Source organism: Thioclava sp. DLFJ4-1 (genome assembly GCF_002020145.1).
GTDB lineage: Bacteria > Pseudomonadota > Alphaproteobacteria > Rhodobacterales > Rhodobacteraceae > Thioclava > Thioclava sediminum.
The window spans coordinates 61,873-85,613 of record NZ_MPZT01000001.1; the positions used below are offsets into that span (position 1 = coordinate 61,873).

Annotated in this window: 22 protein-coding genes and 2 riboswitches; of the genes, 10 read left to right on the plus strand and 12 right to left on the minus strand. The window is 63.8% G+C overall.

Translation table 11 applies throughout. The features are described from left to right. Window positions 1-2 precede the first annotated feature (2 nt). The 6 genes from BMI85_RS00300 to BMI85_RS00325 form a co-directional block, all read right to left on the minus strand. The gene (locus tag BMI85_RS00300) at window positions 3-932 is read right to left on the minus strand and encodes a GAF domain-containing protein (RefSeq protein ID WP_078599104.1); all 930 of its coding nucleotides are present in this window, start codon (window positions 930-932) and stop codon (window positions 3-5) included. Continuing rightward, window positions 932-2,596 (minus strand): nitrate ABC transporter ATP-binding protein, encoded by a 1,665-nt coding sequence (locus tag BMI85_RS00305; protein ID WP_078599818.1) that lies wholly within the window; start codon window positions 2,594-2,596, stop codon window positions 932-934. Before BMI85_RS00305 ends, BMI85_RS00300 begins: the two co-directional genes overlap by 1 nt. A gap of 5 nt (window positions 2,597-2,601) precedes the next feature. Next, window positions 2,602-3,687: an ABC transporter permease gene (locus BMI85_RS00310; protein WP_078599105.1), complete on the minus strand. Its 1,086-nt coding sequence runs from the start codon at window positions 3,685-3,687 to the stop codon at window positions 2,602-2,604. A 77-nt stretch (window positions 3,688-3,764) separates the two neighbouring features. Continuing rightward, window positions 3,765-5,126 (minus strand): CmpA/NrtA family ABC transporter substrate-binding protein, encoded by a 1,362-nt coding sequence (locus BMI85_RS00315; RefSeq protein ID WP_078599106.1) that lies wholly within the window; start codon window positions 5,124-5,126, stop codon window positions 3,765-3,767. Window positions 5,127-5,412: 286 nt separating this feature from the next. After that, window positions 5,413-6,588, minus strand: a complete 1,176-nt coding sequence (locus BMI85_RS00320) for an ABC transporter substrate-binding protein (RefSeq protein WP_078599107.1) — start codon at window positions 6,586-6,588, stop codon at window positions 5,413-5,415. Further along, window positions 6,585-7,169: an ANTAR domain-containing protein gene (locus BMI85_RS00325; RefSeq protein WP_078547066.1), complete on the minus strand. Its 585-nt coding sequence runs from the start codon at window positions 7,167-7,169 to the stop codon at window positions 6,585-6,587. Before BMI85_RS00325 ends, BMI85_RS00320 begins: the two co-directional genes overlap by 4 nt. Window positions 7,170-8,810: 1,641 nt before the next feature. Between BMI85_RS00325 and BMI85_RS00330 the strand changes: the two genes are divergently transcribed. The 4 genes from BMI85_RS00330 (at window position 8,811) to BMI85_RS21800 (ending at window position 11,253) form a co-directional block, all read left to right on the plus strand. Then, complete coding sequence (locus BMI85_RS00330) at window positions 8,811-9,080, plus strand: DUF982 domain-containing protein (protein WP_078599108.1); 270 nt, start codon at window positions 8,811-8,813, stop codon at window positions 9,078-9,080. A gap of 124 nt (window positions 9,081-9,204) precedes the next feature. Continuing rightward, the gene (locus BMI85_RS00335; protein ID WP_078599109.1) at window positions 9,205-9,870 is read left to right on the plus strand and encodes a lysophospholipid acyltransferase family protein; all 666 of its coding nucleotides are present in this window, start codon (window positions 9,205-9,207) and stop codon (window positions 9,868-9,870) included. Between the two features lie 218 nt (window positions 9,871-10,088). Continuing rightward, window positions 10,089-10,994: a 23S rRNA (adenine(1618)-N(6))-methyltransferase RlmF gene (gene rlmF / locus BMI85_RS00340; protein ID WP_078599110.1), complete on the plus strand. Its 906-nt coding sequence runs from the start codon at window positions 10,089-10,091 to the stop codon at window positions 10,992-10,994. A 97-nt stretch (window positions 10,995-11,091) separates the two neighbouring features. After that, entirely contained in the window at window positions 11,092-11,253 is a 162-nt protein-coding gene (locus tag BMI85_RS21800) for an SIP domain-containing protein (RefSeq protein WP_348638969.1), read from the plus strand. Window positions 11,254-11,332: 79 nt separating this feature from the next. Here BMI85_RS21800 and tenA read toward each other — a convergent pair whose 3' ends face one another. From tenA to thiM, 4 genes are read right to left on the minus strand one after another with little or no spacing between them, the layout of a single operon-like run. Continuing rightward, complete coding sequence (tenA, locus tag BMI85_RS00345; RefSeq protein WP_078599111.1) at window positions 11,333-12,004, minus strand: thiaminase II; 672 nt, start codon at window positions 12,002-12,004, stop codon at window positions 11,333-11,335. Continuing rightward, window positions 12,001-12,804 (minus strand): bifunctional hydroxymethylpyrimidine kinase/phosphomethylpyrimidine kinase, encoded by an 804-nt coding sequence (thiD, locus tag BMI85_RS00350; protein ID WP_078599112.1) that lies wholly within the window; start codon window positions 12,802-12,804, stop codon window positions 12,001-12,003. The genes tenA and thiD overlap by 4 nt, the downstream gene beginning before the upstream one ends. Next, window positions 12,801-13,412 (minus strand): thiamine phosphate synthase, encoded by a 612-nt coding sequence (gene thiE / locus BMI85_RS00355; protein ID WP_078599113.1) that lies wholly within the window; start codon window positions 13,410-13,412, stop codon window positions 12,801-12,803. The genes thiD and thiE overlap by 4 nt, the downstream gene beginning before the upstream one ends. Beyond that, window positions 13,409-14,197, minus strand: coding sequence for a hydroxyethylthiazole kinase (gene thiM / locus BMI85_RS00360; protein ID WP_078599114.1), 789 nt, complete (start codon window positions 14,195-14,197; stop codon window positions 13,409-13,411). Before thiM ends, thiE begins: the two co-directional genes overlap by 4 nt. Window positions 14,198-14,259: 62 nt before the next feature. After that, window positions 14,260-14,354, minus strand: a riboswitch (TPP riboswitch). A 210-nt stretch (window positions 14,355-14,564) separates the two neighbouring features. Between thiM and queC the strand changes: the two genes are divergently transcribed. From queC to queE, 3 genes are read left to right on the plus strand one after another with little or no spacing between them, the layout of a single operon-like run. After that, entirely contained in the window at window positions 14,565-15,266 is a 702-nt protein-coding gene (gene queC, locus BMI85_RS00365) for a 7-cyano-7-deazaguanine synthase QueC (protein WP_078599115.1), read from the plus strand. After that, a complete protein-coding gene (queD, locus tag BMI85_RS00370) occupies window positions 15,266-15,619 on the plus strand; it encodes a 6-carboxytetrahydropterin synthase QueD (protein ID WP_078599116.1) in 354 nt (117 codons plus the stop codon). Before queC ends, queD begins: the two co-directional genes overlap by 1 nt. Continuing rightward, window positions 15,616-16,326: a 7-carboxy-7-deazaguanine synthase QueE gene (queE, locus tag BMI85_RS00375; RefSeq protein WP_078599117.1), complete on the plus strand. Its 711-nt coding sequence runs from the start codon at window positions 15,616-15,618 to the stop codon at window positions 16,324-16,326. Before queD ends, queE begins: the two co-directional genes overlap by 4 nt. A gap of 48 nt (window positions 16,327-16,374) precedes the next feature. Here the strand turns inward: queE and BMI85_RS00380 are convergent, their stop codons facing one another. Next, window positions 16,375-18,444, minus strand: a complete 2,070-nt coding sequence (locus BMI85_RS00380) for an ATP-binding protein (protein ID WP_078599118.1) — start codon at window positions 18,442-18,444, stop codon at window positions 16,375-16,377. Window positions 18,445-18,575: 131 nt separating this feature from the next. Between BMI85_RS00380 and BMI85_RS00385 the strand changes: the two genes are divergently transcribed. The 3 genes from BMI85_RS00385 (at window position 18,576) to bioB (ending at window position 20,872) form a co-directional block, all read left to right on the plus strand. Next, window positions 18,576-19,244, plus strand: coding sequence for a GntR family transcriptional regulator (locus tag BMI85_RS00385; protein WP_078599119.1), 669 nt, complete (start codon window positions 18,576-18,578; stop codon window positions 19,242-19,244). Window positions 19,245-19,328: 84 nt separating this feature from the next. Beyond that, complete coding sequence (locus tag BMI85_RS00390) at window positions 19,329-19,883, plus strand: biotin transporter BioY (RefSeq protein ID WP_078599120.1); 555 nt, start codon at window positions 19,329-19,331, stop codon at window positions 19,881-19,883. Between the two features lie 2 nt (window positions 19,884-19,885). After that, window positions 19,886-20,872 carry a biotin synthase BioB gene (gene bioB / locus BMI85_RS00395; protein WP_078599121.1) on the plus strand — a complete coding sequence of 329 codons (987 nt, stop codon included), beginning with the start codon at window positions 19,886-19,888 and terminating at the stop codon, window positions 20,870-20,872. A gap of 68 nt (window positions 20,873-20,940) precedes the next feature. On the opposite strand, the gene ppsA is transcribed toward bioB, so the two are convergent. After that, window positions 20,941-23,328, minus strand: coding sequence for a phosphoenolpyruvate synthase (ppsA, locus tag BMI85_RS00400; protein ID WP_078599122.1), 2,388 nt, complete (start codon window positions 23,326-23,328; stop codon window positions 20,941-20,943). Between the two features lie 128 nt (window positions 23,329-23,456). Then, a riboswitch (cobalamin riboswitch) is annotated at window positions 23,457-23,660 on the plus strand. The last annotated feature ends 81 nt before the right edge of the window (window positions 23,661-23,741 follow it).

The following is a 23,741-nucleotide window of genomic DNA, read 5'->3' on the forward strand; positions in this document are numbered from 1 at the left end:
CCTCAAAGATACCAGGCGACGATATGCGCGATCTCGCCATCGCGATGGATGGGCAGCGCGACCATCGAGCTGTAGCCGGCCGCGATCTGCGCCCCGCCGATCACCAGCGGCAGGCCTGTGCCCAGCACCTTGCCGATCGGGCCCTGCCAGTCCTGCGCCCGCTTGGGGTTGTCCTCGTTCCAAAGCGCGCCTTCTCGCTCGCACAGGCCATCCACCAGAACCGCGCCGCCGTCGCGACCCACACGGGCCTCGCGGGCGTCCCAAATTTCGAAACGGCGTGCGATCGGCGTCCCGCGTGCCGACAGCAGCGTTGCCACATAGTTCTGATCGCCCGGCACCGGGATCGGCAGGCCGAGGCCCGTGGTCAGCCCGGCCGCGCCTGCGCTTTCCGAGCGGATGAAGCGATAGCCCGACCCCAGATCGCGCATCAGCATCGGGGTCTGCGCGGCCCAGACACCGCCCGGCAGGCCCTGCCCTTTCGGGAAATGCGTGTGCTTCGAGACCCATTCGAAATGCTTGGCCGCGCCGTAATATCCGTCGTCGAGCATCAGGAGCCCGTCCCGCTCGGCCCAGACCTCGATCGCGCCGGTGGTCATTTCGTCATCGCCGCACAGCACGACAAGAACCGCCTTGAGCGTGTCGCCATCGAAAACCGGCAGCGCGACGGCCGAGGTCAAGCCCGCCTCTTTCGCTGCCTCGATGCGCTGGAAATAGGACCCGTCGAACCCTTTCAGGACGACCGGGCGCCCTTCGGCCCATGCTTTGCCCGGCAGGCCCTCGCCATGAGCGAAACTGGTGCGGACCGAGGCTTCCTCGAACGCCGTGTGCGCGCCGTAATCGCCCGCGGCATGGACCAGACGGTCGCCCTCGGGTACCCAGACTTCGCTGACGCCGATGAAGGCGCGTGCGGGGGTTGCAGTTGCAGCGTCCATCACGCGGCCTCCGATTTCTTGGGCGTGTGGCCCTGTTCATATTCTTCGAGGAAGTTCAGGACCTGCTCGCGGTAGAGGTAGTAGTCCGGGTGTTCGAGCAGCGCCTTGCGGGTGCGCGGGCGCGGCAGATCGACCTCCATCACCTTGCCGATCGTGGCGCGCGGGCCGTTCGTCATCATCACCACGCGGTCGGCCAGCAGGATCGCCTCGTCCACATCATGGGTGACGCAGACGGCGGTGACCTTGGTGCGCGACCACACCTCCATCAGCACCTCCTGCAGTTCCCAGCGGGTCAGGCTGTCGAGCATCCCGAAGGGCTCGTCGAGCAGCAGCAATTTCGGCGAAAGCGCGAAGGCCCGCGCGATACCCACGCGCTGGCGCATCCCGTTCGACATGTCCGAGGCGGGCTTGTCCATCGCATCGCCCAGCCCCACGCGCTCGAGGTAATAGTCGATCACGTCCTGACGTTCGGCGCGGGATGCCTTGGGATAGACCTTGTCCACGCCCACGGCGACGTTTTCGCGCGCCGAGAGCCACGGGAACAGCGAGGGCGCCTGGAAGACCACGGCGCGCTCGGGATCGGCGCCCTTCACCTCGAAACCGTCGAGCTTGATGCCGCCTTTGGACACATCGTTGAGCCCCGCGGTCATCGTCAGCACGGTCGATTTCCCGCAGCCCGAATGGCCGATCAGCGAGACGAATTCGCCCTTCTTCAGGGTGAGGTTGAAATCCTCCACCACGGTCAGCGGCCCTTTCGGGGTCGGGTATATCTTGTGAAGCTGCGAATACTCCAGATACTTCCCTTCTAGCGCCGAGCGCGCGGCGTCGGACACAGCTTTGGGCAGCGCGTGCAGCGGCGTGACATCGGGCAGCTTGCGCGAGCCTTCGGCCTTGGCCTGCATGCCCACATCCATCAGGTAGTTCGTGACGGCGGCGCGCAGACGCTTGAAGCCCTCGTCATGGTTCATCGCACCGCGGTCGCGCGGACGCGGGATGGTGACCTTGAACTCTTCGCCCAGCGTGCCGTCAGGGTTCAGCGCGATGATCCGGTCGGCCAGAACGATCGCCTCGTCGACGTCATTGGTGATCAACACGCAGGTCTTCTTGTCCTGCTCCCAGATATGCTCGATCTCGTCAGCAAGGTTGCCCCGCGTGAGCGCATCGAGCGCCGAGAGCGGCTCGTCGAGCAGCAGCACCTCGGGGTTCATCGCGAGCGCGCGGGCCACGTTGACCCGCTGGCGCATGCCCCCCGACAGCTCCGCCGGGCGGCGGCTCGCGGCGTGGCTGAGGCCCACCATCTTCACGTAGTGATCGACTTTCGCCTGACGCTCTTTCTTCGACAGGCCCGGGAAGATCGTCTCAACCGCGAGAGCCACGTTCTGATCCACCGTCAGCCACGGCATCAGCGAGTAGTTCTGAAAGATCACGCCGCGCTCCGGACCGGGGCCGGTGACCGGCGCGCCCTTGAACAGGACCTCGCCCTTGGAGGGCATCTCAAGCCCCGCCATCAGGTTGATCAGGGTGGTCTTGCCGGTGCCGGAGAAGCCCAGCAGCACGAGGAACTCGCCCTCTTTCACGCTCAGGTCGATGCCGTTGAGCACGTCGCTGCGCGCGGTGCCTTCGCCAAAGCTTTTCGAGACGGATTTGAATTCGAGGATGCTCATGAGGATCACCGGTTGTTCGAGAAGGTGAACATCGACTGGATCGCGAACATCAGCCGGTCGAGGATGAAGCCGATGATGCCGATGGTGAACACCGCCACCATGATCCGCGCGAGGCTGTCCGAGGAGCCGTTTTGGAACTCGTCCCAGACGAATTTGCCCAAGCCCGGGTTCTGCGCGAGCATTTCCGCCGCGATCAGCACCATCCAGCCCACCCCAAGCGACAGGCGCAGACCGGTGAAGATCAGCGGCAGCGCCGAGGGCAGCACCAGCTTGGTGATCTTCGTCCAGGTGCCCATCTTCAGCACTTTCGAGACGTTCACGAGGTCCTTGTCGATCGAGGCCACGCCAAGAGCTGTGTTGATGATCGTGGGCCAGAGCGAGCACAGCGTGACCGTGATCGCCGAGATCAGGAAGGACTTGGAGAACATCCCGTCGCTCGTCGTGTAGACCGCCGAGACGATCATTGTCACGATCGGCAACCACGCGAGCGGCGAGACCGGTTTGAAGATCTGGATCAGCGGGTTCATCGCGGCATTCGCGGTTTTCGACAGGCCCGCCATGATGCCCAGCGGCACCGCGACGATCGTGCCAAGCGCGAAGCCGAAGAACACCGTCTTGATCGAGGTCCAGATCTGGTCGAGATAGGTCGGCTTGCCGGTGTAGTCGCGCCATTTCACCCGGTCTTCCTTGCCGTCGGCGACCAGTTTGGCGTTACGCGCGTCCTGCCGTTCGTAGAAGGCGGCGGCCTTGTCGCGCTCGCGCAGGTGATCGGCATAGAGGACTTCGGTCTGCTCCCAGACCTGTGCGGGCCCGGGAATGGCGCCGAGCGAGGTCTGCACCTTCGGGGCCAGCACCGCCCAGACGGCGAGGAAGGCGATGATCGCGACGACCGGCACGCCGAGAAGCTGCCAGATCTCTTTCATCTGGGCCTTGGGATTATCGCCGGCCGCAGCGCGAAGAACCGGCGTGACCCAGCTCAGGCCGAGCACCTTGAACCAGCCATCGGCCTTGTTGATGCGGGTGAAGAGACGTTCGCGGCGGGCCTCGCGGGCCTGCTGTGCGGTCAGGGCGTCAGGATCGATGGCGGTCATGGCTTGGCGTCCTTGGGGGAATGTAGAGAGGAAAGGACGGGCGAGACCTCGGCGGCCCCGCCCGCAAGTCAGGGGAGTTACCCTTCGACCTTGTTGCCCACGACTTTCTGGCCCGATTTCAGACCGATCGGCAGGCTGTCGATATACGCGTTGGGAGTGCGGCCGTCATACTCGACACCGTCGATGATGTCGGAGGTGGGCTCACGATACCCATCGGTATCCCAAGGGAAATCCGCCTTGTCCGCGATACCTTCATCGACCAGCATCTGGGCGGCCTGAAGGTAGATATCCGGCTTGTAGACGGACTTGGCGACCTCGTCATACCAGTCGTCGCTCTGGCTCTCGGGGATCTGGCCCCAGCGGCGCATCTGGCTGAGATACCAGACCGCATCCGAGTAGTAGGGATAGGTCGCGTAGTAGCGGAAGAAGACGTTGAAGTCCGGAACGTCGCGCTTGTCGCCCTTCTCATACTCAAAGGTGCCGGTCATCGAGTTCGCGATCACCTCGGCATCCGCACCCACATATTCCGAGCGGGCCAGGATCTCGACCGCCTCGGGGCGGTTGGCGTTGTCGTTCTCATCGAGCCACATCGCGGCACGGATCAGCGCCTTGGTCAGCGCGAGCGTGGTGTTGGGGTTTTCCTCGGCGAATTCCGCGGTGATGCCGAAGACCTTCTCGGGGTTGTTCTTCCAGATCTCGTAGTCGGTGATCACCGGAACGCCGATGCCCTTGAACACGGCCTGCTGGTTCCACGGCTCGCCCACGCAATAGCCGTAGATCGTACCGGCCTCGAGGGTCGCGGGCATCTGCGGCGGGGGCGTCACGGACAGGAGCACATCGGCGCCGATCTGGCCCGACACGTCATCGGGCGAATAGTAGCCCGGCTCCAGACCGCCCGCGGCCAGCCAGTAGCGCAGTTCGTAATTATGGGTCGAGACCGGGAACACCATGCCCATGTTGAAGGGCTTGCCCTCGGCGCGGTAGCTCTCGACGACCGGCTTGAGCGCCGAGGCCGAGATCGGGTGCACGGGCTTGCCCGCGTCATCGACGGGGATGTTCTTCTTCATCTCTGCCCAGACCTCGTTCGACACGGTGATGCCGTTGCCGTTGAGATCCATCGAGAAGGGTGTGATGACATGCGCCTTGGTGCCGAAGCCGATGGTCGCGGCCAGCGGCTGACCGGCCAGCATATGCGCCCCGTCCAGTTCGCCGTCGATCACGCGGTCGAGCAGAACCTTCCAGTTCGCCTGCGGCTCGAGCGTGACGAAGAGGCCCTCATCCTCGAAATAGCCCTTCTCATAGGCCACCGCGAGCGGCGCCATATCGGTGAGCTTGATGAAGCCGAATTTCAGCTCGTCCTTCTCGACATCGAGCATTTCCGCCAGCGCGGGGCTGACAAGGCAGGTGGTGGTGGCAATGGCTGCCAGAAGCTTTTTCATCGTTACGGTCCCTGTTGCATCGTCATGTGCGTCGAAAACGAAAAAGCCGCCCGACCCGAGCGCGCCACTTCCAAGGGAGGAGGAAGATCGGCGATCAGGGTCGAACGGCTTTGTTCGGAGCCTCACAGCGATGCGAGGCGGAATATGTTGGAAATCGAAACGCCCTTGCTTCGATAGGACCAGAAAACGACCTTTGCACCCGCAGCGTCAACAATTGGGTTTCATGCTGCGCCTGCGAAGGGATGATTTTCTGCAGCATGCTTAGAAAATGCTCACGAAACCGTCATCAATTCGCGAAAGGATCAAAAATCCAGCCGTCGAAGAACGCATCGCTCGGCAGAATCACCTGCCCCTGAATGGCCGGGATGGCGCCCGGAGCGGTCAGCGCGCCTTCGATCTTCTCGCGCGCCTCGGGCAGATCCGCCCCCAGATCAGCGAGATTGCGGGTGTAGAGATCGGTCCGGCAGATCGCACGCGCCGAGGCCATCGCCTCCTCGCGCGACAGCCCCAGTCTTGTCGCGAGCCTAGCGGCCACGAGGGCACCCTGCGAGGCCCAGGGGTAGCCCGCCGCGCCGGTCTGGAAGCTCATGTAGCCCGGCACGCTGCGCATCTCGCCCCGCGGCGAAATCACGAGATTGCCGGTCAACGTCCGTTCTATCAGTTCCGGCGGCAAGTCGAGATAGTCGCGCCGGGCAAGCAGCTCGGCCGCCGTCAGAAGGTTGCGCTCATGTCCAAGCCATCGCCCGGCCTGCCACACCGCCCGCATCAACCGCCGCGTCAGCCCCGGCTCGGCTTCGGCCCAGTCGTGGCGCACGGCCAGAACCTTCTCCGGCGCGTTGGCGCGGATCGCCGTGCCGGGCAGCAGCATTTCACCGACCCGGTTCTCCACCGCGATAGAGCCCCAGGGCGCCCCCACGCAGAAAACATCGATCTCGTCCGCCGCCAAGGCCTCCGCCATCAAAGGCGGCGGGACGGTGTGAACGTCGAGATCCTGCGGCGCGCTTAGTCCGATCGCACCCAGCCAGTGATAGAGCAACTCCGCATGCATCGAGAACGGGAACGGCACGCCGATGCGCAAACGTCCCGACGCGCCTGCGATCAGAGCCTCGCCCGCCGCGCGCGCATCCGCGAAATCGAACCCGTAGCCCTGCGCCCGCATTCGATCGGCCAGCGCACGCGACACGCCGATCGAATTGCCGTTATGCGACAGGATCTGCAGGATATCGATGCGCGTGTTGAACCCGCCCAGCCCCAAAGCGGCTGCAATCGGCATCGGGAACAGCATATGCGCCGCCTCGAGCCGCCCCAGCATCAGTTGATCGCGCAAGGTCGACCAGCTCGGCGCGGCATTGAGCGTCAGCGCGAGCCCCTCTTCCTCGGCGAAACCGATCTCGCGCGCGATGATCAGCGGCGCCGCATCGACGAGCGGGATATATCCGACCGAAATCGGCACACCGCTCATGACAGAAGACCCGCGGCCGTCACCAGCGCATGGGCGACATCCGCGACCCGCCTGCCCTGATCCATCGCCGTCCTGCGCAGCAGCGCATAGGCCGCGTCCTCGTCGATCCCGCGCGCCTTCATCAACAGGCCCTTCGCGCGGTCGATCACCTTGCGCTCTTCCAGCGCGCGCCGGGTGGTCTCCAGCTCGGTGCGCATCCGCTGCACCATGTTGAAGCGCGCAATCGCGGCATCCATGATCGGCTTGATGCGGTCCGCGCGCAGACCATCAACCACATAGGCGGAGACGCCCGCATCGATCGCGGCCTTCGTCGCCCCGTCATCCGAGCGATCGACGAACATCGCCACCGGACGCTCCAGCGGCCCCGAAGCCAGCGTCAGCTCTTCGAGCATGTCGCGCGAGGGGCTTGCCATATCGACCAGAACGATATCCGGGTTCATCTCGGAAATCCGCCGCGCGAGACCGGTCGTCTCGGGGATCACGGTGATCTCAAAGGAGCCCGCTTCGCGCAGACTGTCCTCGATGAGCCCCGCGCGCTCCGGGTCTGTTTCAATCACAATGATGGAGAGAGCTTCGGGCATCGATCACATTCGTTTTCCGTTGCGACCGGCATAGAGCCAGCGGACGAACATTCGAAGCGCGGACGCAGATCGGACAAGCTCTAATTCACGGCTGACGGATTGGCGGTCAGCTTTCGGGCTTCATGCCTGAATTTTGTGCGGTCCGTGGCGAATGCCGGCCACTCCAATAACATGTGCCCCCGCGCGGCCCGATGGCCTTCGAAGTCGGGCCGTCGCGATCAGGACGCTCCTAGGCGACCTCCCACAAAGGGCTCCGACTGACCCGCCTTGCAAAAAAGCGAAGCGGCAGGAGTTTCCCCCTGCCGCTCCACGTCCCGGCACGTCGTGTGGCGAGCATCGGCCGGTTCGCGTGGAACCTCACATCGCTCAGCCTTCATGCCGGGAATTCCGGTCCTGATCTTCGCGAAGACCTATTTCTGGGCGCTGCGCGACGCTGTGCTTTCCCCGTTCGCAGCTCTCTCTTCGGACAGAGTCCGGAAGAATTGAGGCCAGGCGAGGGCGGCATGGCCCTTGTTGTTCGCGATGTCATTCGTCTGGGGCGTCTTACCCTTGGGCAGTTTTTCGATAGCCATGTTCGGCCCTCCATTTTACCCGCGAGGGATACTCGCGGAATTCCTCTGGATGACCGAAATTTCGGTCAGTTTCGCTCGTGTCTCGGCGGTGCCTCCAAGGATGAGGCGCGATGCGGCGTCCGTCCGGTCCCGAGCCGTCGGGGCTTTCGGGGGCAGATCACGGAAGACGCCGTCGAAGTCGTGTTTGCGGGGCATAGTCCCGCTCTGGTCGCGAAATCCGATCTGAAGACCGGCTACGGAACCGCATCAGCTGGTGCCAGATTGCAGACGGTCTCACGACCGTCGCGTCCGGTTCCGAATTCTCAGGTAACGGCCTGTCTGTCTTCGCGCAGAGAGAGACCTGCACGCGCAAGGGCCGAGATGTGGACGAAGATATCCCGTCTGCAGAATAGATCAGCCAAGCTCAGTCATTTCAGCAGGAAGACCGGAGCCGGCAGAGAAGAGAAATTACAGATGAGACGAGCGTAGTCCGGTATACCTAAGTGACCGCGGCCCCTTTTGCAAAGGAAATCAGCAGCGAGCGAACGGCACGCACGGCCACGTCTTTCCGAGCGCGCAATTTATATCTCGTACAATCAAGCCGTTGCGCGAAAATTCCGGTGCCGAAACGCAATTTCCTCGTAATTTGGGCGCAAATCCCTTATGTCTGCACTCGCATCTCTTAATTCTCGGACCCTGTTCCTCCCGGCTCAGCGACGATCTTGAGCTTTGTCGGGCCGCAGCTTTTGAAAGGCGGCAGTAAGGAAAAGGAGCTTCCCATCGGCCCATGCTGCCGTGACGCCGTTCGAGCAGACCAACCCATTCAGCCCTGCTACCGGGATGAACTTGGTCGATACCGCAATTTCTGCCCCTCGCGACCTCCACGAGAGCTTCGCATGTCAGAGGGGCCGGACCGCGATCCGCGCGCATTGACGCTGACGCCTCGCGATCCGCTCGGGATACCAAACCGGCGCGCCCTCGCGCGCAGACCTAATTCACCGCATAGAAACGGCTTAGCCCGCACTATGCCTCCGTGATCGCGCGACCGTTCAAATCGGAGCCGTCACGACCGCTTAGAAAGATACGAACCTTGATCGAAATTTACTGGGGCAAACCCATCTCCCTCGTCGTGTCGCCGGACGGCGACGTCAAAACCTTCAGCACCATCGAGCAGGTGCACTACTGGCTGCGCGAGAAATGGCCGGTCAATGATACCGCACAGATCCGTGCAATTGACCGCGTCGAAGCGGCCATGGAATGTCTGGGCACCGTGGGCGACGCGCGCAGCGCATTCCTCGGGGCCGCGACCACCGCCGGCTTTTCACCATTCGAAACCATGGATCACCCGATTGCAGCCTGATCACACAGCACATACGGCGTCGCGCGCGCGACGCGGACGGGCCGGCTCGGCCCCGAGGTTCGAAGGTCTACGCTCGAGGCTCTTTGACGTAGCCTTCGGGGCGTGGACGGCACTGCAAGCGCCGATGATCCCGGTCCTCGCGCTGGCGCGGCGCCCCCGGCTCGTGCGCGCCGCCGTGCGGGTCTGGACCGGCGGGGTCTTCGCGCTCGCACGCGGGATCCTGCGCGTGCGCGTGCGCGAGCAAGGGCTCGAGAACAAGCATCTCGACAGCCCCTGCATCTATGTCTGCAACCACCAATCCACCTGGGAGACGCTGGCCTTCAACCAGCTTGTCCCCGATGTTTGCATCATCGCGAAACACGAATTGCGGCGTATCCCGATCTTCGGCTGGTTCCTCGAACATTCGCCGATGATCCTGATCGACCGCAGCGGCGGCGGGCGTGCCCTTGCCGGGATGATCACCCAGGCGCGCGAAGAGGCTGCCAAAGGCCGCTCGATCCTGATCTTCCCCGAAGGCACACGGGTCGGCGTGACTGATCGCTGCGAATTCCAGCCGGGTCTCATCGCGCTTTATCGCAAACTCGGCCTGCCCATCGTGCCGGTCGCGCATAACGCGGGCCACGTCTGGCGCAGGGACGTGAAGACCGGGGGCACGATCACCGTCGCCTATTTCCCGGCGATCCCGCCCGGGCTTCCGGGCGCCGAGGTGAGCGCGCAGGTCGAAGCGCTTCTCAATGTCGAGAAAGACCGCCTGCCCCCCTGCACAGCTCTGAGCGACAACGCAAAATAGGTCGCGCCCTTTTGGCATTGGGCCGCTCTCGCCTCTTGTGAGGCGGCCCTGCTGGCCCCGTGCCTATCGAGCTTCGAATTTCCGACCGCGACACATCCCAGACATATTGATATCGGTGACACGCAGGCCGATCAGGCATTTCTCAAGCTGCGATGAAGATCTAAGGTCGACATCCTGTTGGACGCGCGGCCCCACCGCTATGCATGAAGGTTCTTTCCATGGCCACCAAACCGATGTTGCACCCGCGCAATCAACACCGGGCGGGGTACGACTTTGAACGTCTGATCGTGCAAACCCCGGAGCTGGAGGCATTCACGACGAGAAACCCGCGCGGTCGGATGACGATCGATTTTTCGGACGTGGACGCGGTTCGCATGCTCAACCGGGCACTCTTGCGGACGCATTACGACATCGATTTCTGGGATCTTCCGGCCACTTATCTGTGCCCTCCGATCCCCGGCCGTGTCGATTACATCCACTATCTCGCGGATCTTCTGGCCGAGTGTAACGACCATGAGATCCCGCACGGCCCCGAGATCAAGGCGCTCGACATAGGGACCGGCGCCAGCCTCGTCTACCCGCTGACCGGTCAGCATGAATATGGCTGGGATTTCACCGGCGTCGATATCGATCCGGTGTCGATCAAGTCGGCGGCGGAGATCTGCGACCGCAACGGTCTGAACATCAGCCTCAGACGCCAGTCCGATCCGGAGGACATCTTCGAAGGCGTGATCGGTCCCGACGATATCTTCCATGTCACCCTGTGCAATCCGCCGTTTCATGCGTCCGTCGAGCAGGCGGACAAAGGCACCCAGCGCAAGTGGCGGAATTTGGGGAAAGGTCACTCGAAGAAACTCAATTTCGGCGGCCAGAACGCCGAACTTTGGTGCCCCGGTGGCGAGATCGGCTTCATCGCCAGAATGATCGAGCAGAGCATGGACATCGCCGATCAATGCCTGTGGTTTACCTCTTTGGTGTCGAAGAAAGACAACCTACAGCCAATTTCCAGACTGCTGCGCAAAGCGAGGGTTGCCGAGTCCAGGGTCGTCGAAATGGCGCAGGGGCAGAAGACAAGCCGGTTCATAGCCTGGACCTATTACCCCGAAGCACAGCGATCCCTATAGGGGGATCGGGTTCGTCGGCAGGACGCAAGGGCTGGCGCCTGCTCCCGAGCGACTGGCGCATTCGAAAGGACTTCGGATCACGTCGCGCTCAGGGCGCATTGCCCGGCCGCCGCGGACATTTTTCTGGATCGCCGCCGACGCCAGCGTCCCCCGCGCTCTGCGCGACGACCTGACCGCCCGCGGTCATCCGAAGGAATGGCTGAAGGCGGCAGGATACTGGATTGCCGGACAGGCCGACGGCTCGGCCAAGGATCTGTGAGAAGCGCAGGCCCGCGCGGAGATTTCCGCCGCGGGCCCGAAACCGGGCCCACCGAGAGCGTCAAGTGCCCCTGCGACACTCAAGCCGCAGGCCGCCGCCAGCTTTCGCGGTGATAAGCGCTGTCCCAGAACCGCCATTCATGCCAGCAACTGCGGGCGAAGGCGCGGTGCATCCGCTTGCGGGCGGCGTCATCGGCACGCGCGCCCAGCCTGTCGGTCAGCGCCAGCATCCGTTCCACGCTCTGATCGAAAGTCTCGCCCGAATAGGTCGCGATCCAGGCGGCATATGGGTTCGCGTCCCCACTGACCTGCGCAATTTCCCGGCCGATATCGCGATAAATCCAGAAGCAGGGCAACAGGGCCGCCACCGCCTCGGGGAAATCGCCCGTCGTGGCACTGCGCAGAAGGAAGGACACATAGTGATCGCAGGCGGCAGAGGGCTCGATCTTCGCGAAATCGTCGGCCGAGACGCCGAACAGCCCCATGTAATGCGCATGCAATTCCCGCTCGACCGCGATCGCGCCGGCCGCCGAACCTGAGAGCTGCGCGACGGTCGGTGCATCGGGGGCCTTCGCGGCGGCCAGCGCGAGCGCCCGGGCGAAGCCTTCGAGGTAATGGGCGTCCTGAATGATGTAGCCCTGGAATATCTCTCGATCGAGGCGGCCCTCCGCCAGTTCGCGATTGAAGGGCATGTCGTGGATCTGGCGGCGCAGCGGTGCGGTCGCCTGCGCGAGGTCTTGGGTGAAGCTCATTGGCCTGCCTCCTGAATGGCATGGAAATGGTGCACCGGCCCGTGGCCCGAGCCGACGGACAGCCGATCGGCCCCGGCAATCGCGGCGCTCAGATAGGCCTTCGCGCGCCGTGTCGCGTCCGGCAGCGGCAGGCCCGCGCCGAGCCACGTCGCCAGCGCCGAGGACAGGGTGCAGCCGGTGCCATGCGTGTTGCGCGTCGCGATGCGCGGCGCATTCAGCCGAACTTCGTCACGCGCGGTGACCAGCAGGTCCGGGCTTTGTTCGCCCTGCAGATGCCCGCCCTTCAGCAGCACCGCAAGCGACCCGAGCGCGCGGAGCGCATGGGCCTGTTCGCGCATCTCGTCAAGCGTCGTCGCCTCGGCGCAGCCCAAGAGGTCGGCAGCCTCGGGCAGGTTCGGCGTGATCAGATCGGCGCGCGGCAGCAGGCTGCGCAGCGCGGTCACAGCCGCCTCTGCCAGCAGCCGATCGCCGCCTTTCGCGACCATCACCGGGTCGAGCACCACCGGACACTCGAGCCCCGCCAGCCCCTCGGCCACGGTCTCGATGATCGCGGCATCGCCCAGCATCCCGATCTTGATCGCGTCGATCCGGATGTCATCGCGCAGCGAGGCCATCTGCGCCGCGATCAGCCCGGTGTCGCACAGGCTGACCGCCTGCACACCGCGCGTGCTCTGCGCGGTCAGCGCAGTGATCACGCTCATCGCGTAGCCGCCATTGGCGGAAATGGCTTTGATATCGGCCTGAATGCCCGCCCCGCCCGATGGGTCGGAACCGGCGATGGTGAGAATATTCGGGATCATATGTCGCTCCATGCGCTGCGCAGGGTTCGGGTGGCGCGCGCCATGTCAGGGGCGCGCGAGATGGCGGAAATCACGGCAAGACCGGCACCGCCCGCCGCGCGGATCGCGGGCGCGTCAGTCGCGGTGATCCCGCCGATCGCGACACAGGGGAGGTCCGTGCGTGCGGCGATCGCGGCAAAGCCCGCATGGCCGATCGGGGCCGCGTGGTCGGGCTTCGAGCCGGTCGCGTGGATCGGGCCGACACCGAGATAGTCCACGCCCGCGGGCACAACGGCGATCTGTGCCTCGGTCTCTATCGAGAGGCCAAGGATCGTGTCGGGCCCGATCCTGCGGCGGATCGCGGCGGGATCGCCATCGCTTTGGCCGATATGGAGGCCAGCGGCGCCGATCTCGATGGCCACGGCGACCCGGTCATTCACGATCAGCGGGACGTCATAGGGGGCGAGCGCCGCGATCAGCGTTCGGGCGAGTGCTGCGAACTCCGCATCGGGGAGCGTCTTGTCGCGCAGCTGCACCCAGCCCGCGCCGCCCTCAGCCGCAGCGATAGCCTGCGCGATCACGGGCTGCGGGGCGTCCGGGTCGGTGACGAAACAGATGGGCGGGATCATGCGGGTTCGATCCGCGCACCGGCGGTCAAGGTGTCGGCGTCGATCGCATGGAGCGCATCGAGGAAGGCGACCTGAAAGCTGCCCGGACCTTGGGCGGTCGCGCCCGCGCGCTCTCCCGCAAGCCCGAAATAGGCGAGCGCCGCGATAACCGCCTCGAACCGGGGCTGGCCTGCCAGAAAGGCGGCGACGACACCGGTGAGCGAACAGCCCAAAGCGGTGACGCGCGGCATCATCGCATGACCATTCGCAACCCGCGCAGCGCGCTCCCCATCGGTCACGAAATCGACCGCGCCGGTCACCGCGACCACGGCCCCGCTATGGCGCGCCAAGGCCCGCGCGGCGCCTTCAGCCGTCGCAACGCTCTCGGTGGCATCCGCCCCTTTGCCCGCGCCGGCCTCGCCCGCAAGCGCGAGTATCTCCGAGGCATTGCCGCGGATTACCGTCGGACGCAGCTCCACCAGCCGCGCCCCGAGAGCGCGCCGATAACCCGTCGCGCCGACCGCGACCGGGTCGAGCACCCACGGAATATCCTTGGCGCGCGCGACCGTGGCCGCCGCCTCCATCGCCTCCGCCCATGGCGGCGACACCGTGCCGATATTGATACTCAGCGCCTGCGCGATCCCGGCGAACTCGGCCGCCTCCTCGCGCGCATGGACCATCGCGGGCGAAGCGCCGGACGCGAGCAGCACATTCGCCATCACGTTCATCGCGACGTAATTGGTGATGTTGTGAACGAGCGGCGCGGTCTGCCGCATTGTTGCGAGATATTGTCCGGGGTCTTCCATCGCACTCTCCTTGGCTGCGGGCAGCAAGAGGAGTGCGAGGGGGGCAAAGGCGGGACTGCGCCTGACCGTCTCACGCGCCTCCCTCCGCCGGCATTATCCGGTTCAGGTTCTAAGGGTTCGTCTCAGCCCGGTTTCCCGAGCGCCCCTGTCGCTTCGCCCAAAGAGGTGACACCGTCGGAGCCCCCCGTCAAGCGGTGTGACGACAAGCGGTGGGACGACAAGCGGGGGCCTCGATGGTTCGCGTCTGTCCAATCGCGCGATCGTTGCAATCTATCCGGCGCGCCGCCCTTGCAGAGCCCTGCCCCATCCTTTAGAGGCCCGCTCAACCGGTCGCAGCCTACCCGGTCATCAAAACAAGGGTTCAAATATGAAGACTCTCGTCATCTGCTCGGGCGGACTCGATTCCGTGTCGCTCGCCCATATCGTCGCCGCTGAGGGTAATCTCACGCGGCTTGTTTCCTTCGATTACGGCCAACGGCACCGCAAGGAGCTTGATTACGCCGCCGCCGCCGCGCGCCGCCTTGGCGTGCCGCATCATCTCATCGACATGCGCCCGATCGGGGCCGCGCTGACCGGATCGGCGCTGACCGATGATATCGACGTGCCCGACGGGCATTACGCCGAAGAAACGATGCGCATCACCGTCGTCCCGAACCGCAACGCGATCATGCTGGCCATCGGCTTCGGCGTGGCCGCCGCGAATGGCGACGAAGCGGTGGCGACTGCGGTGCATGGGGGCGATCACTTCATCTACCCCGATTGCCGCCCGGCCTTCACTGAAAGCTTCGATGCGATGCAGCGCATGGCGCTCGACGGCTATGCCGATGTGCGGCTGGAGACGCCTTTCGTGCATCGCTCCAAGGCCGACATCGTGGCCGAGGGCGCCAAACACGACACGCCCTTTGCCGAGACGTGGTCGTGCTACAAGGGCGGCGAGGTGCATTGCGGGCGCTGCGGCACCTGTGTCGAGCGGCGCGAGGCATTCCATCTTGCGGGCGTCGCGGACCCGACTGCCTATGCCGATCCCGATTTCTGGGCCAAGGCCGTCGCCGAGAAGGAGGCCCGCTGATGTTCCGCATCCGCAAGGAATTCCACTTCTCCGCCTCGCATCAGCTTGCGCATCTGCCAGACGATCACCAATGCGCGCGGCTGCACGGGCATAATTACATCGTGGTCGTCGAACTGGCTGCCGCGTCGCTCGATGAAAACGGCTTCGTGCGCGATTACCACGATCTGAAACCGCTCAAGGCCTATATCGACGACACTTTCGATCACCGGCACCTGAACGACGTGATGGACGTGCCCTCGACCGCCGAGAATATGGCCAAGCATTTCTACGACTGGTGCAAGGCGCGTTGGCCCGAAACCAGCTCGGCGCTGGTCAGCGAGACGCCCAAGACCTGGGCGGAATACCGTCCATGACCACCCTGCGCATCGCCGAGATTTTCGGCCCGACCATTCAAGGCGAAGGCGCGCTGATCGGCGAGCCCACGCTTTTCGTGCGCGCGGGCGGCTGCGATTACCGCTGTTCGTGGTGCGACAGCCTCCACGCGGTCGACAGCGCCTATCGCCACACATGGGCACCGATGAGTTCCGAGGAAGTCTGGGCGGAGCTGCGTCGGCTGTCTGGCGACCGCCCGCTGACAATCTCGCTCAGCGGCGGAAACCCGGCCATCCAGGATTTCGGACCGCTGATCTCGCTCGGGCGAGCCGCCGGCTACCGCTTCGCCTGCGAGACGCAGGGCTCTGTCGCGCGGCCTTGGTTCGGCGATCTCGATACGCTGGTGCTGTCGCCCAAGCCGCCCTCGAGCGGGGAGCAGGTCGATTGGGGCGCTTTTGCCGCGTGCGTGGCAGCCGGAGAAACGGCCCGCAGCACCGTGATGAAGATCGTGATCTTCGACAGGGCGGATTACGATTGGGCGAAGGACGCCCATGTCCGCCACCCGGATCTGCCGCTCTATCTTCAGCCGGGCAATCCCGAGGTCGATCCCGAGGTTCCGGTCGATCCGCAGGGTCTGGCCGACCGGCTTGGCTGGCTGACGGACACCGCTATGGCGGATAACTGGTTTGCGCCCCGCATCCTGCCGCAGCTGCATGTTCTGATCTGGGGCAACAAGCGCGGCGTTTGATCCACAAAAGCGGCGAAGCGCCAAAACATCACTCGGGCGCGACCCGCGTCACGCAGGACCGCGGTTTGCGAAACTGGTGACGCGACGCACCATTTCGTCGAAATCGAATGGCTTCAACAAAACTTCAGTGTCCGTAAGCGTCGTGGCCGTTGCCGCTTCCTCGTCATAGCCGGTCATGAACATCACTCTCAGATCTTCTCGCGCTTCGCGCGCCCGGGCCGCGAGTTCCCGGCCCGTCATGCCGCCCGGCAAGCCGATATCCGTCAGGAGAAGCGTCACCTCGGGCTGGTCTCGCAGCACCTGAAGGCCGGCCGCCGCATGGGCCGCCTGATAAACCGTGAAGCCTGCCTCTTCCAACGCCTCCACCACAACGAAGCGCACGATCGCCTCATCGTCGACGACGAGGATCGTGTGTCCGCCCCCTGTGGCGGGCTCCTCGCTTACAGGCAGGTCCACCTCGGCGCGCGCGACCGTCTCGACCGAGCGCGGGAGGAAAATGTTCACGGTCGTCCCCTTGCCCAGTTCGGAGTCGATCGTCGCGCAACCGCCGCTTTGGCGCGCGAACCCGTAGACCATCGAAAGCCCGAGCCCAGTGCCCTTCTCGCTGGGCTTCGTCGTGAAATAGGGATCGAAGGCTTTCGAAATTTCCTCCGCAGTCATCCCCGTTCCGGTGTCGCGCACGGACAGACGCAGGTAGTCGCCGGGCGGAAGCTCCGAGTTCTCGGTCTCGATGGCCTCGTTGGTCGTGCCGATCGTGATCGTGCCGCCATCGGGCATCGCATCGCGCGAATTGATGCACAGATTGAGAAGCGCGCTTTCAAGCTGGTTCGGGTCGACCATCGCGGGCCAAGCCTCCGGGTCGTCCTCCGCCCTTACCAGAATATGCGGCCCGATGGAGTGCCGCATCAGGTCTTCCATGCTGCGGACCAGCTGCGGCACGTCGGTGGGTTTGGGCATCAGCGACTGCTGACGCGAGAAGGCGAGCAAACGCTGTGTGACGCTGGCGGCCCGCTCGGTCGACGCCTGCGCGGCTTCGAGATAGCGCAGAATTTCCTCGCGTCGCCCGTCTTCAAGCCGCTTCTCTACGAAGTCGAGCGACCCGGAAATCGCCGTGAGGAGATTGTTGAAATCGTGGGCGAGCCCTCCGGTCAACTGCCCGACGGCCTCCATTTTCTGGGCCTGCCGGAGCTCTCCCTCCCGCTGCATGAGTTTCGCGGTCTGCTCTTCGACGCGCTGCTCAAGGGTTTCATTCAACTTGGACAGCTCGGCCGCCGCCTTGTCGCGCTCTTCGAGAATGGCGCGCCGGTCATCGAGATCCATCAGTACGCCTGCGAAGATGCGCGGCGTATCGGCCTCCATCCGGCCATTGGCTTCGACCCAGTGATACAGCCCGTCGGTCCGCTTGACCCGAAACTGATATGCATACGGCGTCGTCTGCTGCGTGGCGCGATCGATCGCCGCCATGAGACCTGGCTTGTCGTCCTCATGTACGTTCACGACAATCTGGTCGATGGTCCGACCTTCGGCCCCCTGCGCGGGATCGAGCCCCATGCTGCGCGAGAATTCTTCATCGAGATCGAAGGTTTCGCTGTCGAGATACCAGACCCAGGTGCCAAGGATCGCCCCGGCCGACAGCGCGCGTGCGACGTGACGTGCACTCTTTTCCGCGCGGCGCTGGCTTTCGCGTAGTTCGCGCTCTTTGCGTTTGCGCTCGGTGATATCGCGAAACAGAACCGCGACCTGCGCTTTCGCGGCGGGCTCCACCCGCGTCGCGGAAACCTCGATATGCCGCCCGGCCTCGACGAACTCGCGCTCGAACCTCAGAGGCTCTCCGGTTCTGAGCACTTCGCCGTAGATTTTGACCCACTCGGCCCCGTCTTGCGGGGCGACATCGAACACGGTCTTGCCGACGATACCGTCGATCCCGGTATGTCTTTCGTAACCGGAATTGGCTTCGATATGGACATAGTCGCTGAGGAGCCCTCTGGGCCCGTCGATGAACTGGATGACGCAGAATCCGTCATCGATCAGCTCCATCAGGGCTTTGTAGCCGGCATCGGGAGCCGCGTCGTCCTCAGTTCCGCGCGCATCACGCCGGAAAGCTTCTTGCCAGGTCACATAAGATCCAATGCAGGTTAATGCGTCTCCACCACGCATCACAAGTATAGCTTTTCCTTAATCTTACAAACATGTTTCGGTCACATAAAAAATGGTGGACGAATTGCCGCGAGAAAAATTATCTATAAAGCATGACGGATACACCTCATGAAACACATTCGCAGCGCATCGCGCGGATACTTTCGGATCGCATCATTTCCGGAGAGATTCCGCCCGGCGCCCGGCTGAGACAGGATCACATCGCGACCGAGTTCGGCGCGAGTCACGTCCCGGTGCGCGAAGCCTTTCGCGAATTGCAGGCGCGCGGATTGGCCGAGAGCGAAGCGCGCCGCGGCTTTCGGGTAACCGAGTTCGACGTGGCCGAACTGCGCGAAGTGGCGGAGATGCGCGCCAGTCTCGAACCCTTGGCGCTGCGCCATGCGGCCCCGAACATGACACGCGCAATTCTCCAGAAAGCAGAACAGGTTACGCGTATCGGAGACAGTGCCAGAACAGTCCGTGATTGGGAGGCCGCGAACCGTCAATTCCACCAGTTGATCCTGACACCCTGCGGGATGCCACGACTTCTGGAGACGATCGACAATCTGCAGACGACCAGCGCACGCTTCCTTTTTGCTGCCTGGCGTCGCGACTGGGAAGCCCGCTCGGACCATGACCACCGGATCATCATTACCGCCCTCCACAAGGGGCAAACAGACCTGGCCTGCGCAACCTTGGCACGCCATGTCGGCTGGATAGGAAAACGCAAGTCATCGATAAAAAATGCCGAAGTACACGAGACTTACGTGATTTCTGGATAATTATCTATAACTTCAATTGATAGCCACTGATGCGCCTGCATAGTCATAGATAGAAACTCCAACTATCGACTGAGGACAGGTTCAATGACGGTTTTCGACACTTCCCAGAAGCTCACCCACACTCTCTGGCGCGGCCTTGGCCTCGCGCTTTGCGGCGCGGCCCTGATCACACTCGGCGCGAAGCTTCAGGTGCCGTTCTGGCCCGTGCCGATGACCCTGCACACGCTTGCGGTCTTCTTCATCGCAGCGAGCGTCGGCCCCAGAATGGCGGCTGCCGCAATGACCACCTATCTCGCCATGGGCGCGATGGGGGCGCCGGTCTTCTCGGGCACACCCGAGCGCGGCATCGGGCTGGCCTATATGATGGGGCCGACCGGGGGTTACCTGCTGGGCTTTCTGCTCGCGGCGCCCCTGATCAGCCTTCTCGCACAAGGTCGAGGCTGGCTCGGCAGAGCGCTGGCGATGCTTGCAGGGCTGATCGTGGTCTATGCCGCGGGCCTCGCCTGGCTCGCCAATTTCGTGCCCGCGTCAAAACTTCTCGCAACCGGCGTCGTGCCGTTCGTTCCCGGGGATCTGGTCAAGATCGCAATTGCCAGCGGTCTCGCAACAGGCCTCACTCGCCTGAAGGAGCGCGCGTAATCATGGCGGGAGGCATCAGAAACGATTGGAGCATGGCGCAGGCGAAAGCGATCCACGACCTGCCCTTCCCCGAACTTCTTCACCGGGCGCAAACGGTTCACCGCACCCATTTCGACCCGAGCGCGCTCGAGACGGCGAGCCTGCTGTCGATCAAGACCGGCGGTTGCCCGGAAGATTGCGGATACTGCTCGCAATCTGCGCATTACGACACCGGCGTGAAGGCCACCAAGCTGATGAAGACAGACGAGGTTCTGAGCGCGGCACGACGCGCGAAGGCCTCAGGCGCGCAACGGTTCTGCATGGGCGCGGCGTGGCGCAGCCCGAAGGATCGCGACATGGATGCACTATGCGAGATGGTGCGTGGCGTCTCCGATCTGGGGCTGGAGACCTGCATGACGCTGGGCATGCTCTCGCCGCAGCAGGTCGCGAAACTGAAAGCGGCGGGGCTGGATTTCTACAACCACAACATCGACACGTCGCCGGACTATTACCGGAAGATCGCGACGACCCGCACGATGGAGGATCGGCTCGATACGGTCGAGAACGTGCGCAAAGGCGGCATTCGGGTCTGTTGCGGCGGGATCCTGGGCATGGGCGAGGCCGAGGCGGATCGGATATCCATGCTGGTGACGCTCGCCGCCCTGCCCGAGCATCCTGACAGCGTGCCGATCAACCTCTGGAACGAGATCGACGGCGTGCCGGTGCAAAAGAATGCCGAGCCGGTCGACCCTTTCGCGCTGGTGCGGGTCGTCGCACTTGCGCGGATCCTGATGCCCGCGTCGGTGGTGCGGCTTTCGGCAGGCCGCACCGGGATGAGCGACGCGTGGCAGGCGCTGTGCTTCCTCGCGGGCGCGAACTCGATTTTCGTGGGAGATCAGCTTCTGACCACGGATAACCCCGCAGCCTGGAAAGATCAGGATCTGTTGGCGCGGCTGGGCATGCATGTGGCCCCCGCGAAGCCGCGTGTCGAGCCGGCACCCGTGGCTTGAGCGCGCGACCGTCTCGGGCAACTCGCCCGAGACGGTTAACGGAAGCATCCCGTGAGCTCACGCTCAGATCAGCGCTGACCTTCCGCCTCGGCAACATGGCCTTTGACCTTGAGGAAACTGTCCGGCGTCACCGAGATCGAGTCGATGCCAAACTCCACCAATCTACGGGCGAATTCCGGGTAGTTCGACGGCGCCTGACCGCAGAGCCCGACCTTCGCGCCCACGCCATGCGCTCTTTCGATGACGCTCCGGATCATCCACTGAACGGCGGCATGCCGTTCGTCGAACAAGGGCGCGAGCCGGTCGCTGTCGCGGTCGATACCCAAGGTCAGCTGCGTCAGGTCGTTTGACCCGATGGAGAAGCCGTCGAAGCGCTTGGCGAATTCCTCGGCGAGGATGACGTTCGAGGGCACTTCGCACATCACGTAGATCTGCAGACCGTTCGATCCGCGCACCAGCCCTTCCTCGGCCATCACCGCCAGCACGCGGTCGGCCTCCTCGGGCGTGCGACAGAACGGAACCATCACCAGCACATTGTCGAAGCCTGCCTCTTCGCGCAGCCGCCGGATCGCCCGGCATTCGAGCCGGAACCCCTCGACATAGGCGGGATCGTAATAGCGCGAGGCGCCGCGCCAGCCGATCATCGGGTTGGATTCCACCGGCTCGAATTGCCGCCCGCCCAAGAGGTCGGCATATTCGTTCGTCTTGAAATCGCTCAGCCGCAGGATCATCGGGTTCGGATAGGCCACGGCGGCGATCCGGGAGAGCCCCAGCGCCAATTGATCGACGAAATACTCGTCCTTGTCCTCGTAGCCCCTTGTGAGCCTTTCGATTTCCTCCCGCACCTCCGTCTCCTGAATGTCGGAGAAATGCAGCAGCGCCATCGGATGGACCCGGATCGTGTTCGAGATCACGAATTCCATCCGCGCCAGACCGACACCGTCGATCGGCAGCCGCCACCAGCGCGCGGCAATGGCCGGGTTGGCGAGGTTGAGCATGACCTTGGTCTTCGTCTCCGGCACCGCGTCGAGGTTCAGATCTTCGACCGAGAACTCGGCTATTCCGTCATAGACCCGGCCCTCGTCGCCTTCGGCGCAGCAGACGGTCACCTCCTGCTCGTCATGCAGCACATGGGTCGCGTCGCCACAGCCGACGATGGCGGGCACGCCCAATTCGCGGCTGACGATGGCGGCGTGGCTGGTTCTGCCGCCGTGATCGGTGATGATGGCCGAGGCCCGTTTCATGACTGGCACCCAGTCGGGGTCCGTCGTCGAGGTGACGAGGACCGAGCCGTCCACGAAATCGTCGATATCCTTGACGTCTTCGATCAGGCAGACCCGCCCGGTCGCGATCTGCTCGCCGACCGACAGACCGCTGACGACGACCGGACCATGCGCGCCGATGGTGTAGCGCCTGAGCGAGCCGGCAGAGACCCGCGACTGCACCGTTTCAGGGCGCGCCTGCACGATGAACAGCTTCCCCGTGACGCCGTCTTTCGCCCATTCCATATCCATCGGCTGGCCGTAATGCGCTTCGATGGTCGCCGCCTGCTGCGCGAGGTCGAGCACCTCGTCATCCGACAGGACGAATCTCCCGCGTTCGGCTTTCGATGTCGGCACGTTGCGCACCGGGTTCGGGGCGTCCGGCCCGGCATAGATCATCTTGATCTCTTTCGCCCCGAGCTTCTTCTCGATGATCGGTTTAACGCCTGCCTTGCCAAGGAAGGGCTTGTACACCTGAAACTCGTCGGGCGTGACCGCGCCTTGCACGACATTCTCGCCCAAGCCCCAGGCCGCGCTGATCAGCACGACCTTGTCGAAGCCGGTTTCGGTGTCGATCGAGAACATCACCCCCGACCCACCGATATCGGAGCGCACCATCTGCTGGACGCCCACGGAGAGCGCGACATCGAGGTGATTGAACCCTCTGAACTTGCGATAGGTGATCGCGCGGTTGGTGAAGAGCGAGGCGTAACACTTGCGGCACGCGGTCAGAAGCTCCTCTTCGCCCGAGACGTTGAGATAGGTCTCCTGCTGACCGGCAAAGCTGGCATCGGGGAGGTCTTCGGCCGTCGCGCTCGAGCGTACGGCGACGGAGACCTCGGGCACCCCTGCCCGCTTCGACAGATCGCGGTATGCCTCCCGGATCGCGGCTTCGGTCGAGGCTGGCCAATCTCCGGCCACGATCGTGTCGCGAATGCTCTGACCCGCAACGTGAAGGCTGATCTTGTCGGCATCGTAATCGGCGAGATAGCTCGCGATGGCCTCGGTCAGATTGTTTTCCTCGAGAAACATCCGATAGGCGTCGGAGGTGGTGGCGAAGCCCGGCGGGACCTGAATTCCCTTGGCGCCAAGTTCCTGCACCATCTCGCCAAGCGAAGAGTTCTTGCCGCCCACAAGCGCGACATCCTCGCGGCGTAAGCTATCGAAAGGAATGACTTCTTTCTTCGTGGCCATGAGCTCGCCTCCCCTGTTTGCACCTGCCGGCACTTTATCGCAGAGGCGCATTTTGACCTTGATCTTTGTCAACGCGGGCCCGCTTGTCCCACATCCTCCAATCTGTTCTGGACAGCACCGAATTTTCCTGCGATCAAATCCGGGATGGTGTCCGGCCCCAAAGGGTCGGCTGAAAAGGGAACACGGTGCGGGCGATGCCCAACTCCGTGACTGCCCCCGCAACTGTAAGCGGCGAGCGCCACCGGAAACGCCACTGACCTGCAAAGGTTGGGAAGGTCCGGTGAAGCTACGACCCGCGAGTCAGGAGACCTGCCATCTCGGATGCGCGCCTAGCGCATCTCGGTCACCTTAAACCCGGGCGGGGTGCCCTGGGACGGAGAGACGAGAGATGGACCAGATCGGACCTCGCATAT